The sequence below is a fragment of the Paraburkholderia sp. 32 genome (assembly GCF_050435345.1).
Lineage (GTDB): Bacteria > Pseudomonadota > Gammaproteobacteria > Burkholderiales > Burkholderiaceae > Paraburkholderia > Paraburkholderia tuberum.
The window spans coordinates 3,213,181-3,226,084 of record NZ_JBNDKD010000003.1; the positions used below are offsets into that span (position 1 = coordinate 3,213,181).

At 67.7% G+C, this 12,904-nt stretch carries 14 protein-coding genes; 5 read left to right on the forward strand and 9 right to left on the reverse strand.

Annotated features, from left to right (window positions below; all coding sequences use genetic code 11):
- Positions 1-25 precede the first annotated feature (25 nt).
- Complete coding sequence (locus OKW26_RS37705; RefSeq protein ID WP_429357166.1) at positions 26-802, forward strand: adenosylcobinamide-GDP ribazoletransferase; 777 nt, start codon at positions 26-28, stop codon at positions 800-802.
- Positions 787-1,377: an alpha-ribazole phosphatase gene (cobC, locus tag OKW26_RS37710; protein WP_090803430.1), complete on the forward strand. Its 591-nt coding sequence runs from the start codon at positions 787-789 to the stop codon at positions 1,375-1,377. Before OKW26_RS37705 ends, cobC begins: the two co-directional genes overlap by 16 nt.
- Before the next feature lie 53 nt (positions 1,378-1,430).
- Here the strand turns inward: cobC and OKW26_RS37715 are convergent, their stop codons facing one another.
- From OKW26_RS37715 to cobU, 4 genes are read right to left on the reverse strand one after another with little or no spacing between them, the layout of a single operon-like run.
- Positions 1,431-2,381 (reverse strand): cobalamin-binding protein, encoded by a 951-nt coding sequence (locus tag OKW26_RS37715; RefSeq protein WP_429356757.1) that lies wholly within the window; start codon positions 2,379-2,381, stop codon positions 1,431-1,433.
- A gap of 54 nt (positions 2,382-2,435) precedes the next feature.
- A complete protein-coding gene (gene cobD / locus OKW26_RS37720) occupies positions 2,436-3,512 on the reverse strand; it encodes a threonine-phosphate decarboxylase CobD (RefSeq protein WP_429356758.1) in 1,077 nt (358 codons plus the stop codon).
- A 33-nt stretch (positions 3,513-3,545) separates the two neighbouring features.
- Entirely contained in the window at positions 3,546-4,487 is a 942-nt protein-coding gene (gene cbiB, locus OKW26_RS37725; protein ID WP_429356759.1) for an adenosylcobinamide-phosphate synthase CbiB, read from the reverse strand.
- On the reverse strand, positions 4,487-5,041 hold the full coding sequence (gene cobU, locus OKW26_RS37730) for a bifunctional adenosylcobinamide kinase/adenosylcobinamide-phosphate guanylyltransferase (RefSeq protein WP_429356760.1): 555 nt from the start codon (positions 5,039-5,041) through the stop codon (positions 4,487-4,489). The genes cbiB and cobU overlap by 1 nt, the downstream gene beginning before the upstream one ends.
- 89 nt (positions 5,042-5,130) lie before the next feature.
- On the opposite strand from cobU, the gene OKW26_RS37735 reads away from it, so the two are divergent.
- Entirely contained in the window at positions 5,131-6,657 is a 1,527-nt protein-coding gene (locus OKW26_RS37735; protein WP_429356761.1) for a cobyric acid synthase, read from the forward strand.
- A gap of 57 nt (positions 6,658-6,714) precedes the next feature.
- Here the strand turns inward: OKW26_RS37735 and OKW26_RS37740 are convergent, their stop codons facing one another.
- The gene (locus OKW26_RS37740; protein ID WP_090803438.1) at positions 6,715-7,134 is read right to left on the reverse strand and encodes a PaaI family thioesterase; all 420 of its coding nucleotides are present in this window, start codon (positions 7,132-7,134) and stop codon (positions 6,715-6,717) included.
- Between the two features lie 243 nt (positions 7,135-7,377).
- Between OKW26_RS37740 and OKW26_RS37745 the strand changes: the two genes are divergently transcribed.
- Positions 7,378-8,016, forward strand: coding sequence for a ParA family protein (locus tag OKW26_RS37745; RefSeq protein WP_184059634.1), 639 nt, complete (start codon positions 7,378-7,380; stop codon positions 8,014-8,016).
- A gap of 45 nt (positions 8,017-8,061) precedes the next feature.
- Here OKW26_RS37745 and panD read toward each other — a convergent pair whose 3' ends face one another.
- From panD to OKW26_RS37765, 4 genes are all read right to left on the reverse strand, one after another.
- Positions 8,062-8,448 carry an aspartate 1-decarboxylase gene (panD, locus tag OKW26_RS37750; protein WP_187611774.1) on the reverse strand — a complete coding sequence of 129 codons (387 nt, stop codon included), beginning with the start codon at positions 8,446-8,448 and terminating at the stop codon, positions 8,062-8,064.
- 60 nt (positions 8,449-8,508) lie between these two features.
- Positions 8,509-9,342, reverse strand: coding sequence for a pantoate--beta-alanine ligase (panC, locus tag OKW26_RS37755; protein ID WP_187611862.1), 834 nt, complete (start codon positions 9,340-9,342; stop codon positions 8,509-8,511).
- A gap of 283 nt (positions 9,343-9,625) precedes the next feature.
- Positions 9,626-10,549 (reverse strand): segregation and condensation protein A, encoded by a 924-nt coding sequence (locus tag OKW26_RS37760; protein ID WP_429294671.1) that lies wholly within the window; start codon positions 10,547-10,549, stop codon positions 9,626-9,628.
- A gap of 20 nt (positions 10,550-10,569) precedes the next feature.
- Positions 10,570-10,755: a DUF3460 family protein gene (locus OKW26_RS37765; RefSeq protein ID WP_090803441.1), complete on the reverse strand. Its 186-nt coding sequence runs from the start codon at positions 10,753-10,755 to the stop codon at positions 10,570-10,572.
- A 267-nt stretch (positions 10,756-11,022) separates the two neighbouring features.
- On the opposite strand from OKW26_RS37765, the gene OKW26_RS37770 reads away from it, so the two are divergent.
- Complete coding sequence (locus tag OKW26_RS37770) at positions 11,023-12,876, forward strand: autotransporter assembly complex protein TamA (RefSeq protein ID WP_429356762.1); 1,854 nt, start codon at positions 11,023-11,025, stop codon at positions 12,874-12,876.
- The last annotated feature ends 28 nt before the right edge of the window (positions 12,877-12,904 follow it).

Consider the following 12,904-nt stretch of genomic DNA (forward strand, 5'->3'; position numbering starts at 1 on the left):
CCGTGAACCTGCACTCGCCACGTTCATGAACCCGCTCGCGGAACTGCGCTATTTCTTCACGGCGCTCGGTTACTTCACGCGCGTGCCCGTGCCGCGCTGGGTCGGTTTCGAGCCGCATTATCTGAACGCCGCGGCGCGCTATTTTCCGCTCGTCGGCGTGTTGGTCGGCGGCTTCAGCGCGCTCGTCTATCTGGCCGCGCTGCGCGTGTTTCCGGCGAGTGTCGCGGTGCTGCTGTCGATGGCCGCGTCGCTCGTGGTCACGGGCGCATTTCACGAGGACGGTCTCGCCGACTGCATCGATGCGTTCGGTGGCGCCTATACGCGCGACGATGCGCTGCGCATCATGCACGACTCGCGCATCGGTGTTTTCGGCGCCATCGCGCTCGTGATCGCTCTGGCGATCAAGTGGCAAACGCTCGCGGCATTGCCACCGCTGCGCGCCGCAAGCCTGATGCTTGCGGCGCATGGCGCGAGCCGCGCGTGCGCGATCAGTTACCTGGCCACGCTCGACTATGTGCGCGCGGCCGGCAAAGCCAAGCCGGTCGCGCAGCGTTTGAGCAGGCCGGCGCTGTTGTGCTCCGCGCTGTTCGGGCTGCCGTGGCTGCTGTGGCCGAACGGCCCCGGCATGCCCGACTGGCGTTTCGCCGCGCTCACGTGTGCTGTGCTGTTCGCGCTGCGCTTCGCGATGGGTCGTTATTTCGTCAGACGCATCGGCGGCTATACCGGCGACTGCCTCGGCTTTGCGCAGCAGATCTTCGAATTGAGCATCTACCTGGTGGGGCTTGCATGGATATCGTCCTGATTCGACATCCCGCTGTCGCGCTCGAGGCGGGGGTTTGTTACGGCCATAGCGATGTCGCGTTGGCGGAAAGCGCCGAGGTCACGTCCAATGCGTTGGCGGTGAAGCTCGCGAGCTTGCAGGTGCCGGCGCCGCGTGTGCTGATCACGAGTCCGCTTACGCGCTGCGCCGCCCTAGCGACCGAGATCGCGAACGACTTCGGCTGCGTGGTCAGCCACGACGAGCGCCTGAAGGAAATGGATTTCGGCGAGTGGGAAGCGCAGCGCTGGGATACGATCGATCGCGCGCTGCTCGACGACTGGGCCGCCAATTTCGAACATGCGCGCGCGCACGGCGGCGAGAGCGTCGCGCAATTCGTCGCGCGTGTGCGAGCGTGGTTCGATGCGTTCGCGCTGACGCGCGAGCTGTCGCCCGCATACGTGGTCACGCACGCGGGCGTGATGCGCGCGATCGCGTCGTGGGTGCTGGAGGTGCCGCTCGCGCATTGCCTGCAGTGGTCGCTAGATATGACCGGGATCGTCTGGTTGCGACGTAACGACGAGACGCTGCAGTGGTCGCTCGTGCGATGGAATGCGTGACCCGCTTGGTCATCCGGAAAACCGATCCTTTTTTCTCGCCACACGCGGCGCCGTCATGGCGCAGGCTGCTTGCTGCGCGAGCGCGCCAGTTCGAGGTCCTCGCACAGTTGCCGCGCGCCTTGCGCGATGCGCGGCGCGGGGCGATTGATCAGATCGCCGTCGATCGCAAACAGGTTGTTGTTCGCGACGGCCGCGAGGCCCGGCCATGCGCGCCATGTGTCGAGTTGCGGCAGCATCGTGTCGGGCCGCGTCGCGCCGGGCGCGGCGGTGACGATCGCCTGCGGATTCGCCGCGAGCACCGCTTCGATCGACACGGTCGGCACGAGCGGCTGCAGGTCCGCGAACACATTGCGGCCGCCGCATAGCGTGATCACGTCGCTGATCATGTGCTCGCCGTTGAGCGTCATCAGCGGCCGGTCCCATACCTGATAAAAGACGCTGACGGCCGGGCGGTTCGCATACCGCGCGCGCAGACGGGCGATGTCGTCGCGGAAGGCGGCCGCCGCCGCATCCGCGCTCGCCGATGTGCCGAGCAGCCGGCCGAGCTTGGTCAGCGACACGGCGATATCGTCGAGACGGCGCGGCTCGCTGAAAAAGAGCGGCACGTGTAGCTCGCGCAAGCGTTCGAGCTGGCGCTGCGCGTTGCCGTGTCGCCACACGACGATCAGGTCCGGTTTCAGCGCGACGATGCGTTCGAGGTCGAGCGCCTTGTTGTCGCCGACGCGCGGGAGTTGCTTCGCTTCGGGCGGATAGTCGCTGTACGACACGGCGCCGACCATCTTCGGGCCGCCGCCTGCGGCGTACAGCAATTCGGTCACGTGCGGGGCGAGGCTGATCACGCGCTGCGCGGGCGCGGCGAGCGTGACGGTCGCGCCGCTGTCGTCGGTGACGGTGATCGCGGCGTGCGCGCTCAGTGCGGTCAGCGCGAGCGCTGCGGCGCCGAACCAATGGATGAAGCCATGCGCGGGCGGGGCAAAGCGGATGGAACGAGCAAAGCGGATCATCGGACGAGGGCGGATCACGAAGCGTTGAGCGGCTTGGGTGCGAAGGTCACTGCGCTAACTCGACCGCGCGGTATCGATCGAGTCAACCGCCTGTTGCAACTGTTGCTCGAAGCGGGTCCATTCGGCTTCGTCGCCCGGCAGCCCGAAGCGCACACTGGCCGATGGCACCCGAAGCGATGGCGGAAAAAGACGCGTCCACACGCCGCGCCGCGCGAGCGCTTCATGCAACGCGGCGGCGCGCGCATCGTCGGTCCATGCGAAAAGCGGCGTGCCGCGTGTCGCGAAACCGTGCGCATGCAACAGCCCGGCAAGCCGCGCGCTGTCGCCGATGAGCCGCTCACGCATGCGCGTTTGCCACGCGGCATCGTCGAACGCGGCGCTCACCGCATGACGCGCGGGACCGCTGACAGTCCACGCCCCCAGCCTGTCGCGCAACGCGGCGAGCAATGCGGGCGCGCCGAGCACGAAGCCGGCGCGCACACCCGCGAGCCCGAAGAACTTGCCGGGCGAGCGCAACACGACGAGCCCGTCCCGGTGCGTATGCGCCGCCAGCGACGCGACCCGCGCGGCCGGCAGCGTATCGGCGAACGCTTCGTCGACGAGCAGCGTGCCGCCGCGTTCGCGCAACTGCGCGTGCCAGTGCAGCAGCCTGGCGGCATCGATATGCGTGGCGGTCGGATTGTCGGGGTTGACGATCGTGACGTGCGTGAGCGCGGCGGGCAGCGTGTCGCGATGCACGTCGAGCGGCGCGACCGCGTGTCCGGCGCGCGCGAACGCGGGCGCGTACTCGCCGTAGGTCAGCGGCGCGATGCCGACCGTCGCGGGCGACAGCAACGCGGGCAGCGCGCGAATCGCCGCCTGGCTGCCGGCGACGGGCAGCACGTGCGCGGCATCGGGCGCGTCGTAGTAGCGCGCGGCCCGCTCGGCGAAGCCGTCGCCTTCGTCGGGCAAACGGCGCCACGCGTCGGCGGGCAGCGGCGGCACCGGATAGCCGTGCGGATTGATGCCCGTCGACAGATCGAGCCACTGAGCGTACGCAATGCCGTAGCGCGCCGCCGCGTCGTGCAGGTTGCCGCCGTGCGCGATCGGGTCGCTTGCGGCGTGCTCGCGCGGTTGCGTCCAGTCGGTCATGCGCTCATCCCATCGCTACGCGCGTCGTTCCGCTCAGCCATGAAACGGCACGCTCAACAACGCCAGCACGATCAGCACGGCCAGCCAGAGAATCACCGTGCGTTCGACCAGCATCAACGCGGCGCCCACATGACGCGCCTCGGCGGGACGCCCGAAGCCCAGCGTCGGCCGGTGCTCGAGCGTGCCGTGATACACGGCCGGCCCGCCGATCAGCACGTTCAGGCTGCCGGCGCCGGCGGCCATCACCGGGCCCGCGTTCGGGCTGTCCCAGCGCGGCGCTTGCTCGCGCCAGCAGCGCCAGGCGGTCAGCGTGTCGCCGAGCAGCGCGTAGCTCGTGGCAGTCAGCCGCGCGGGAATCCAGTTCAGCACGTCGTCGATGCGCGCGGCTGCCCAGCCGAAGCGCAGATAGCGCGGCGTGCGATAACCCCACATTGCGTCGAGCGTATTGGCGAGGCGAAAGCCGAGCGCGCCGGGCCCGCCCGCGAGCGCGAACCAGAACAGCGCGCCGAAGATCGCGTCGTTGCCGTTTTCGAGCGCCGATTCGATCGCGGCGCGCGCGAGCGCGGCCTCGTCCGACTGCGCGGTGTCGCGCGAGACGATCCGTGCGGTCAACTCACGTGCCGTGGCCAGATCGCGTTGGCCGAGCGCCCGCGCGATCGGCGCGATGTGATCGCGCAGGCTGCGCGCGCCGAGCGCGAACCACAGCAGCGCGACATGCAGCGCGCAGGCCGCGAACAACGGCAGCACGGCGACGAGCCACCACGCGATCAACACCGGCGGGAGAACCGCGAGCGCCCATGCGAGCAGGCCCCTGAGCCGCAGACGCCGCTCGTGATTGAAGCGCGCCTCGATGCGCGCCGCCCAGTTGCCGAAGCCGACCAGCGGATGCCGGCGGCTCGGCTCGCCAAACCAGCGATCGACGGCGACGCCCGCGACCGCGAGCGTCGCGACCAGCGGCATGGTCAGCGGCGGCATCACACGCCGCTCGCGCTTTTCAGCGCGAGCGGCAGTCCCGCGACCATCAGCGTGGCCGCGCTGCTCAACGCGGCGATGCGCTGATTCAAGCGCCCGAGTTCGTCGACGTAAAGACGCGTGGCTTCGCCGAGCGGCACGACGCCGAGGCCGATCTCGTTGCTGACGACGATGATCTTGCCGCGCGCGCCGGCGAGCGCCGCTTCGAACGCGGCGGCCTGCTCGTAGTAGTGCGACAGCGGCGCCGCCGCGCCGTCGGCGGGACATAGCAGGTTTGCGAGCCACAGCGTCAGGCAGTCGATCAGCAGACACCGGCCCGGCGCGTCGTGTTGTGCGAGCGCGCCGGCGAGGTCGTCGTCCGCTTCGACGAGCCCCCAATGCGCGGGCCGCCGCTCGCGATGATGCGCAATGCGCGCGTTGAATTCGGCGTCGTCGGTGACGCGGGCGGTGGCGATGTAGATGACGGGGAGGGCGCTGTCGCTGGCGAGCCGCTCGGCATGCGCGCTCTTGCCGGAGCGGGCGCCGCCGAGGACGAAGGTGAGGTCGCGGGGAGTCATCCTATGATTGTACCGGCGCGATGGGATAATGCCGCTCGATTGCATTGCAACGCCACTGTCCATCTTCCACCTGCACCGCCGTGACCCGAATGCCCATTCCTCCCGACACCCTGCCCGTGCCGCGCGGCACGCTGATGATCCAGGGCACCACGTCCGACGCGGGCAAGAGCACGCTGGTTGCGGGACTGTGCCGCCTCGCGCGCCGCGCGGGTGCGCGGGTCGCGCCGTTCAAGCCGCAGAACATGGCGTTGAACAGCGCGGTGACCGTCGACGGCGGCGAGATCGGCCGCGCGCAGGCATTGCAGGCGCTCGCCGCGGGCATCGACGCGCACACCGATCTGAACCCGGTGCTGCTGAAGCCGACCAGCGATCGCGGCGCTCAGGTGATCATCCACGGCAAGGCGCGCATCAATCTCGACGCGCGCGCGTATCACGACTACAAGCCAGTCGCGTTCGAAGCGGTGCTGGAGTCGTATGCGCGGCTGCGCGCGTCGTACGACACGATTTTCGTCGAAGGCGCGGGCAGTCCGGCCGAGATCAATCTGCGCGAGCGCGACATCGCGAACATGGGTTTCGCGGAGGCGGTCGACTGCCCGGTCGTGCTGGTCGCCGACATCGATCGCGGCGGCGTGTTCGCGCACCTGACCGGCACGCTCGCGTGTCTGTCCGACAGCGAGCAGGCGCGCGTGCGCGGCTTCATCATCAACCGCTTTCGCGGCGACATCGGTCTGCTGAAGCCCGGGCTCGACTGGCTGGAAGCGAAGACCGGCAAGCCGGTGCTCGGTGTCGTGCCGTATCTGCATGGCCTGACGCTCGACGCCGAGGACATGCTGCCGCCCGAACTGCGCGCGGCGGCGAGCGTTGATTCGCGCCGTCTGCTGCGCGTGGTCGTGCCGGTGCTGCCGCACATCAGCAATCACACCGACTTCGACGCGTTGCGCGCGCATCCGCAGGTCGATTTTCACTATGTGCGCGCGGGTACGCCGCCGCCGGCCGCCGATCTGATCATCCTGCCGGGCTCGAAGAACGTGCCGGACGACCTCGCGTTTCTGCGCGCACAGGGCTGGGACGACGTGCTCGCGCGGCATCTGCGCTACGGCGGCCGCGTGATCGGCATTTGCGGCGGCATGCAGATGCTCGGCCGCGAGATCGCCGATCCGCATGGCGTCGAGGGCGCGCCGGGCACCTTCGCGGGCTTCGGCTGGCTCGACTATGCGACGGTGCTCACGCGCGACAAGACGCTGAAGAATGTGACCGGGCGCCTGGCGCTGCCCGGCACGCCGGACGTCGCCGGCTACGAGATTCATATGGGCGAGACGCGCGGGCCGGCATTGGACACGCCGGCGCTGCGACTCGACCACGCTGGCCCGCGCGAGGGCGGCGCGGAGTTTGGCCGTCCCGATGGCGCGATGTCCGCCGATGGCCAGATTCTCACGACCTACGTGCATGGCCTGTTCGACACGCCGGCCGCGTGCGCGGCGCTGCTCGCATGGGCGGGTTTGAGCGATGCCGAAGCGCTCGACTATCCGGCGTTGCGCGAGGCGTCGCTGGAGCGGCTGGCCGATACGCTGGCCGGGCACGTCGATATGCGCAGGCTGTTCGCGGCGCTGGGGTGACGCTCTGCGCCGGCCTCCTTCATCGGAGTGAACGCAATTGCTGCTCGCGCGGTTCGCTCAGTACAACACCATCTGCGTGCAACGAAACAGCGCGATGGTCTTACCATCCGGACCGGTGACCGTCGCGTCCCAGACCTGCGTGCTGCGCCCAAGGTGCACACCCTTGGCGACCGCGCGGATCGTGCCCTGCGTCGCGGTGCCGAGGAAGTTGCTCTTCAGCTCGATCGTCGTGAAGTTGCGCGAGTTTTCGGGCAGATGCGCGATGCACGCGTAGCCGCACGCGGTGTCGGCGAGGCCGATCACCGTGGCCGCGTGCAGGAAGCCGTTCGGCGCGAGCAGCGCCTCGCGCACGGTCAGTTCGGCGACCAGTGTGCCCTGGTCCACGGTCAGCACGCGCAGGCCCAGTAGGTCCGGCAGCGTGCCCTTCTGGCGCTCCAGCAGGCGTTCGACGGTGTATTCCGGGCGCAGTTTGCTCATGAGATTCAGGTCCTTGTCGAAAAAAACGGCGGGTTGGAGCGGCCGATTCGCGATGTGGGGGCTTCGGCCGCGCTGAATTTGTCGATATTATCAACGGCTGGACCGGTGGGCGTCCCTGGAAACCGAACTTCGAACGGCAGCGATCGTGGAGCCCGCCGGCGCCGGTCACAGCGGATCGGCGGGGACGGAGCAATAGCGCGGCAAACCGGCTGGCGGTGTCCAGCCTTCTTTCCGGGAGATTTCATGTCGGTGATCGTGGTGGCGAATCCGAAGGGCGGCGTGGGCAAGAGCACGCTATCGACCAATCTGGCCGGCTATTTCGCCGCGGCGGGCGAATGGGTCGCGCTGGCCGACCTCGACAAGCAGCACTCCGCGCATGCGTGGCTCGAATTACGGCCCGCCACGCTGCCGAACATCGAAACCTGGGAGGTCAACCCCGACACGCCGGCCAAGCCGCCGAAAGGCCTCGAGCACGCGGTCGTCGACACGCCGGCCGGCCTGCACGGCAATCGCCTGAACATCGCGCTCGATCTCGCCGACAAGGTGATCGTGCCGTTGCAGCCGTCGCTGTTCGATATTCTCGCGACCCAGGAATTTCTCGAGCGGCTGGCGAAGGAAAAGGCGGTCAGGAAGGGCGCGATCGAGGTCGGCGTGGTCGGCATGCGCGTCGATGCGCGCACGCGCTCGGCCGAGCAGCTGCATCGCTTCGTCGAGGGATTGAAGCTGCCGGTGCTCGGTTTTCTGCGCGACACGCAGAACTACGTGCAGCTCGCGGCGCACGGCCTGACGCTGTGGGACGTCGCGAAAAGCCGTGTGGAGAAGGATCTGGAGCAGTGGCAGCCGATCGTCGAGTGGACGAACGGCGCGGGGAAGAAGGGCTGAGGCGGGGGCTGCCCGCCATCAGTCAAGCGTCAAGCTGAGCTTCGCTCAGCGCCAGGCCTGCGTGGGCACGTGGTCGCGGCTGCCCTTGATCTTGTTGTTTTCATCGACGAACACGAGGTCCGGCTTCCAGCCCGCCTTCAACTCCGCCTCGTCGACCACCGCGAACGCCGCGATGATGACCAGATCGCCGAGCTGCGCGCGACGCGCGGCCGAGCCGTTCAGCGAAATCATGCCGCTGCCGCGCTCGCCCTTGATCGCGTAGGTCGAGAAGCGCTCGCCGTTGTTGATGTTCCAGATGTCGATACGCTCGTTTTCGACGATGTTCGCCGCTTCGAGCAGATCTTCGTCGATCGCGCACGAGCCCTCGTAGTGGAGCTCGCAGTGCGTGACCGCGACGCGGTGAATCTTCGACTTCAGCATATTGCGTTGCATGATCAATCCAATCCTGTGTGACTGCGCAGTGTAACTGTGTTCGCGCGGGCGGTTGCGGCGTCAGATTTCGAGGTTGTCGATGAGCCGGGTCGCGCCGAGCTTCGCGGCGGCCAGCACCACGAGCGGTGCGTTGGCGTCCTGCGCGCCGGGCGCGATCAGGTTCGAGCGCTTGCGGATCGCGATGTAATCGGGATTCCAGCCGCGCGTCGCGAGCGTCGCTTTGGCCGACTCTTCGAGTTTCGCGAAGTCGCGCTCGCCCGCGAGCACCGCGTCGCGCACCCGATTGAGTTCGGCGGCCAGCATCGGCGCCTCGGCGCGTTCGGCGGCCGAAAGGAACCGGTTGCGCGAGCTGAGCGCGAGGCCGTCGGTGTCGCGCACGGTTTCGGCGGCGACGATGTCGGTCGGCAGCGCGAACTGGTGGCACATCTGGCGCACGATCATCAGCTGCTGGTAATCCTTCTTGCCGAACACCGCGACGCGCGGCTGCACGCACGACATCAGCTTCATCACGACCGTGCACACACCGTGGAAGAAGCCGGGGCGAAATTCGCCCTCGAGGATGTCGCCGAGATCGTGCGGCGGATGCACGCGGTATTCCTGCGGCTCCGGATACATGTCCCTTTCGGTCGGCGCGAACAGCACGTAGACCCCTTCCTTTTGCAGCTTCTCGATATCGGCTTCGAGCGTGCGCGGATATTTGTCGAAATCCTCGTTCGGGCCGAACTGCAGGCGGTTGACGAAGATGCTCGCCACGACCGGGTCGCCGTGCTGGCGCGCGAGGCGCATCAGCGACAGATGGCCCTCGTGCAGGTTGCCCATCGTCGGCACGAAGGCCGTGCGATTCTGGCCGCGCAACTGGTCGCGCAATTCATGGATCGAGCTGATGACTTTCATGATCGGACAGGGATAGGCTCGCGCGGCGCGCGATCCGGTTGGCGCGACACCTGGCGGAATCGCGCGGGTCATCGCCTCACCGGCAAATGAGGGGTTCGGAGCGCGGATTGTAGTGGATTTGGGCAGCGGACGCACCGAAACGCGGCGGCACTTCCGAGCGGGGCGCGACGAGCTTGCCGCGCACTCCCCGCTGAGGCCCGCCAGGCATCGCTGCGACGGTGTTCGTAGCGAGATTTCCACGGTCCGGCCGCGGTCCGGCCGTCAAGCGGCCGTCATTCAGCGCTCAGGCCGGTAGATACGCCAGCCGCACGTAAATCGGCGCGAACGGCTCCGCCTGGGTGATTTCGACGAGCGATTCACGGCACAGCTCGAGCACGGCGATGAAATTCACGATGACGACCGGCACGCCGCGGCTCGTGTCGAACAGATCGGAAAACTCGATGAAGCGCGCATTCTGCAACTGCCGCAGGATCAGGCTCATGTGCTCGCGCACCGACAACTCCTCGCGCGAAATCTTGTGATGCTGGACCAGCTTCGCGCGCTTGATCACGTCGGCCCACGCGGCGCGCAGGTCGTCGCTGTTCACGTCCGGGAAGCGCGGGGCGACACTCTGCTCGATGTAGACCTCGGCGCGCAGGAAATCGCGCCCAAGCTGCGGCAACTGGTCGATGCGTTGCGCGGCGAGCTTCATCTGCTCGTATTCGAGCAGGCGGCGCACCAGTTCGGCGCGCGGGTCTTCGGCTTCCTCGCCGGTGTCGGCCTTCTTGACCGGCAGCAGCATGCGCGACTTGATTTCGATCAGCATCGCGGCCATCAGCAGATACTCGGACGCGAGTTCGAGATTGGTCTTGCGCAGTTGCTCGACGTAGCCGAGATATTGCACGGTGACATCCGCCATCGGGATGTCGAGCACGTTGAAGTTCTGCTTGCGGATCAGGTACAGCAGCAGGTCGAGCGGCCCCTCGAAGGTCTCGAGGAATACCTCGAGCGCGTCCGGAGGGATGTACAGGTCGTTCGGCAGCTTGAACAGCGGCTCGCCGTACAGACGCGCGAACGCGACGCCGTCGACCGTGTCGGGCGTCGAATCCGTGGCGGGCGTGGAAAGCGCGGTGTCGGACGGTGCCGGCGCTGGGCCGTGAACCGGGCCGTGAACCGGGCCGTGTATCGGGCCGTGAAGCGGACCATGCACCTCGTCAGCGTGACTCATCGTCGGCGTGACTGGGGAGCTTAGAAGTTCTGGTAGTACGAGTAAGGCGTCTGCTCCACGCGCGAAGTTTTCTGCTCGGCGCGCTCTTCCAGATCGATCGGCTGTTTGTCCCACAGCAGTGCGCGGCCTTTGCGTTGCTCGGCCTCCAGATTGGGCTTCTGTTGCTTGAGCTGGTTCAGGAACTGGGTGATGTCCGATTGATACATGGCTCGACGTCCGTGGTGGGTAGGGTGGCGGCTCTCGGGCTGGCCGCTGCGCGGTGCCGCGGGGAGGGCGCCGTCGTCCGCGATTTTACCGCATGCGTCGCGGGCGGTCGAAAATCGCCGCGGGCCGCCCATTTTTGAGATGAAGCGCGGAGCTCCGCCAGGGGCACGAGACAGGCCGATCGGGGTCGCGTTGTGGTCAAATAGCATGCCTCGATCGGATGCGCGGCCGGGGCGCGAGAATTCACTCATTGAGGCCGGAGGTCCTGTTTGGCGGGAGGTACGATCGACATGCCGCGTGCGTTGCGCGGCGAGACCGGCCAGGCGCGCGGGCGCGCGCGTGAGCGCGAGGCGCTCGCGCGGTGCTGGCTGCGTGTGTCGCTCGCCATCGGCCTCGGCCTCCTGATGTTGCTGCTCGCCGCGGGCAAGGCTCAGGCGGCGAGCAAGGCACCGAGCTACAAGGTCGAGGTGGTCGCCGAGCCGCGCGCGCTGCGCCGGCTGCTCGAACAGCACCTCGATATCTCGCGTTTCGCGAAGCGGCCCGACGTCACCGACGACCAGTTCTCGTTCCTGATCACCGCGACGCCACAGCAGGTGCGCGATCTCGCCGCGACGCAGGGCTATTTCTCGCCGCTCGTCAGCACCGACGTGCGCACCGTCGACAATCTGCGGCAGGTCACCGTGCGCGTGGAGCCGGGCCCGCAGACCAAGGTCACGTCGGTCGATCTGTCGTTTCGCGGCGCGGTGCTGACCGAAGACCCATCGCGCGAAAACGCGACGCGCTTCGCGTTCTCGCTGCACGAGGGCCAGCCGTTCTCGCAGGGCGCCTGGGACGACGCGAAGAACGCGTCGCTGCACGAGCTGCAATCGCGCCGCTACCTCGCCGCGAAGATCTACCACTCGGAGGCGCTGATCGATCCGCGCACGCACACGGCGAAGCTGTCGGTGATCTACGACAGCGGGCCGACCTTCACGATGGGCCAGCTCGACGTGCAGGGCACGAAGCGCTATCCGGAGCGCATCGTCCACAACGTCAATCCGATCTCGCCGGGCGAGATCTACGACACGCGCACTGTCGCCGAACTGCAGCGCCAACTGCAGAACACGCCGTACTTCGCGAGCGTCGCGATCGACCTCGACGACAACCCCGCCAAGCCGCTCGACACGCCGGTGCACGTGAAGGTGTCGGAGTTTCCGTATCACAGCTTCCGCGGCGGCGTCGGCTATTCGACCGACAACGGCCCGCTCGTGCAGGGCGGCTACACGTATCTGAACACGTTCGGCGCGGCGTGGCCGTTCACCGTCGAGGGCCGCGCCGACAAGACGCAGCAATACGGGCAGATCCAGCTGTCGATGCCGCCGGGCCAGCACGGGTGGACCAATAGCATGCTCGCGTCGTACACGACCACCGACGTCTCCGACACGCGCATCTACAGCATCCGCGGCGGCGTGCAGCGCTCGCGCACGTCGCAGTTCCTCGACTACAGCTATTCGCTGCTGTTCTACGACGATCAGCTCGACCAGAACGCGGCGCCGCCGACCCGCGCGCACGCGCTGGTGCCGGGGTGGTCGTGGACGCGGCGCGACACCGACGACCCGCTGTTCCCGCGCCGCGGCAACCTGATCCACGTCGAGGCGGGCTTCGCGGTGAAAGGTCTGCTCGCCGACCAGTCGTTCATCCGCGGCTACGCGCGCGGCCAGCAGTATTTCCCGATCGGCGTCGACGACATCGTGCTGATCCGCGCCGAACTCGGCGGCGTATTCACGAGCGGCAGCTCGAGCGGCATTCCGGCGTCGCTGCTGTTCCGCGCGGGCGGCTCGAACTCGGTGCGCGGCTACGGCTTCCAGAGCATCGGTAACAACGTCGCCGGCTCGATCCTGCCGACCAAGTACCTGCTGACGAGCGCGGCCGAATACCAGCACTGGTTCTCGCACAACTGGGGCGCGGCCGTATTCTTCGACATCGGCACCGCGACCGACACCTGGGGCGAAAAAGTTTTCTATCCGGGCGCCGGCGTCGGCGCGCGCTGGCGCAGCCCGGTCGGCCCGGTCAATCTCGATGTCGCTTACGGGATCCGCGATAACCGGGTGCGGCCGTATATCACGCTCGGCATCGCGTTCTGACGTTTTGACGACAACCCACTACCTTATT

Bases quoted from the DNA above. Each gene is read 5' to 3' on its own strand.
- OKW26_RS37765 (WP_090803441.1), bottom strand. From the start codon at position 10,755: ATGTATCAATCGGACATCACCCAGTTCCTGAACCAGCTCAAGCAACAG.
- OKW26_RS37740 (WP_090803438.1), bottom strand. From the start codon at position 7,134: ATGAGCAAACTGCGCCCGGAATACACCGTCGAACGCCTGCTGGAGCGC.
- cobC (WP_090803430.1), top strand. From the start codon at position 787: ATGGATATCGTCCTGATTCGACATCCCGCTGTCGCGCTCGAGGCGGGG.
- cbiB (WP_429356759.1), bottom strand. From the start codon at position 4,487: ATGCCGCCGCTGACCATGCCGCTGGTCGCGACGCTCGCGGTCGCGGGC.
- panC (WP_187611862.1), bottom strand. From the start codon at position 9,342: ATGAAAGTCATCAGCTCGATCCATGAATTGCGCGACCAGTTGCGCGGC.
- OKW26_RS37715 (WP_429356757.1), bottom strand. From the start codon at position 2,381: ATGATCCGCTTTGCTCGTTCCATCCGCTTTGCCCCGCCCGCGCATGGC.
- OKW26_RS37760 (WP_429294671.1), bottom strand. From the start codon at position 10,549: ATGAGTCACGCTGACGAGGTGCATGGTCCGCTTCACGGCCCGATACAC.
- OKW26_RS37735 (WP_429356761.1), top strand. From the start codon at position 5,131: ATGCCCATTCCTCCCGACACCCTGCCCGTGCCGCGCGGCACGCTGATG.
- panD (WP_187611774.1), bottom strand. From the start codon at position 8,448: ATGCAACGCAATATGCTGAAGTCGAAGATTCACCGCGTCGCGGTCACG.
- cobD (WP_429356758.1), bottom strand. From the start codon at position 3,512: ATGACCGACTGGACGCAACCGCGCGAGCACGCCGCAAGCGACCCGATC.
- cobU (WP_429356760.1), bottom strand. From the start codon at position 5,041: ATGACTCCCCGCGACCTCACCTTCGTCCTCGGCGGCGCCCGCTCCGGC.
- OKW26_RS37705 (WP_429357166.1), top strand. From the start codon at position 26: ATGAACCCGCTCGCGGAACTGCGCTATTTCTTCACGGCGCTCGGTTAC.
- OKW26_RS37745 (WP_184059634.1), top strand. From the start codon at position 7,378: ATGTCGGTGATCGTGGTGGCGAATCCGAAGGGCGGCGTGGGCAAGAGC.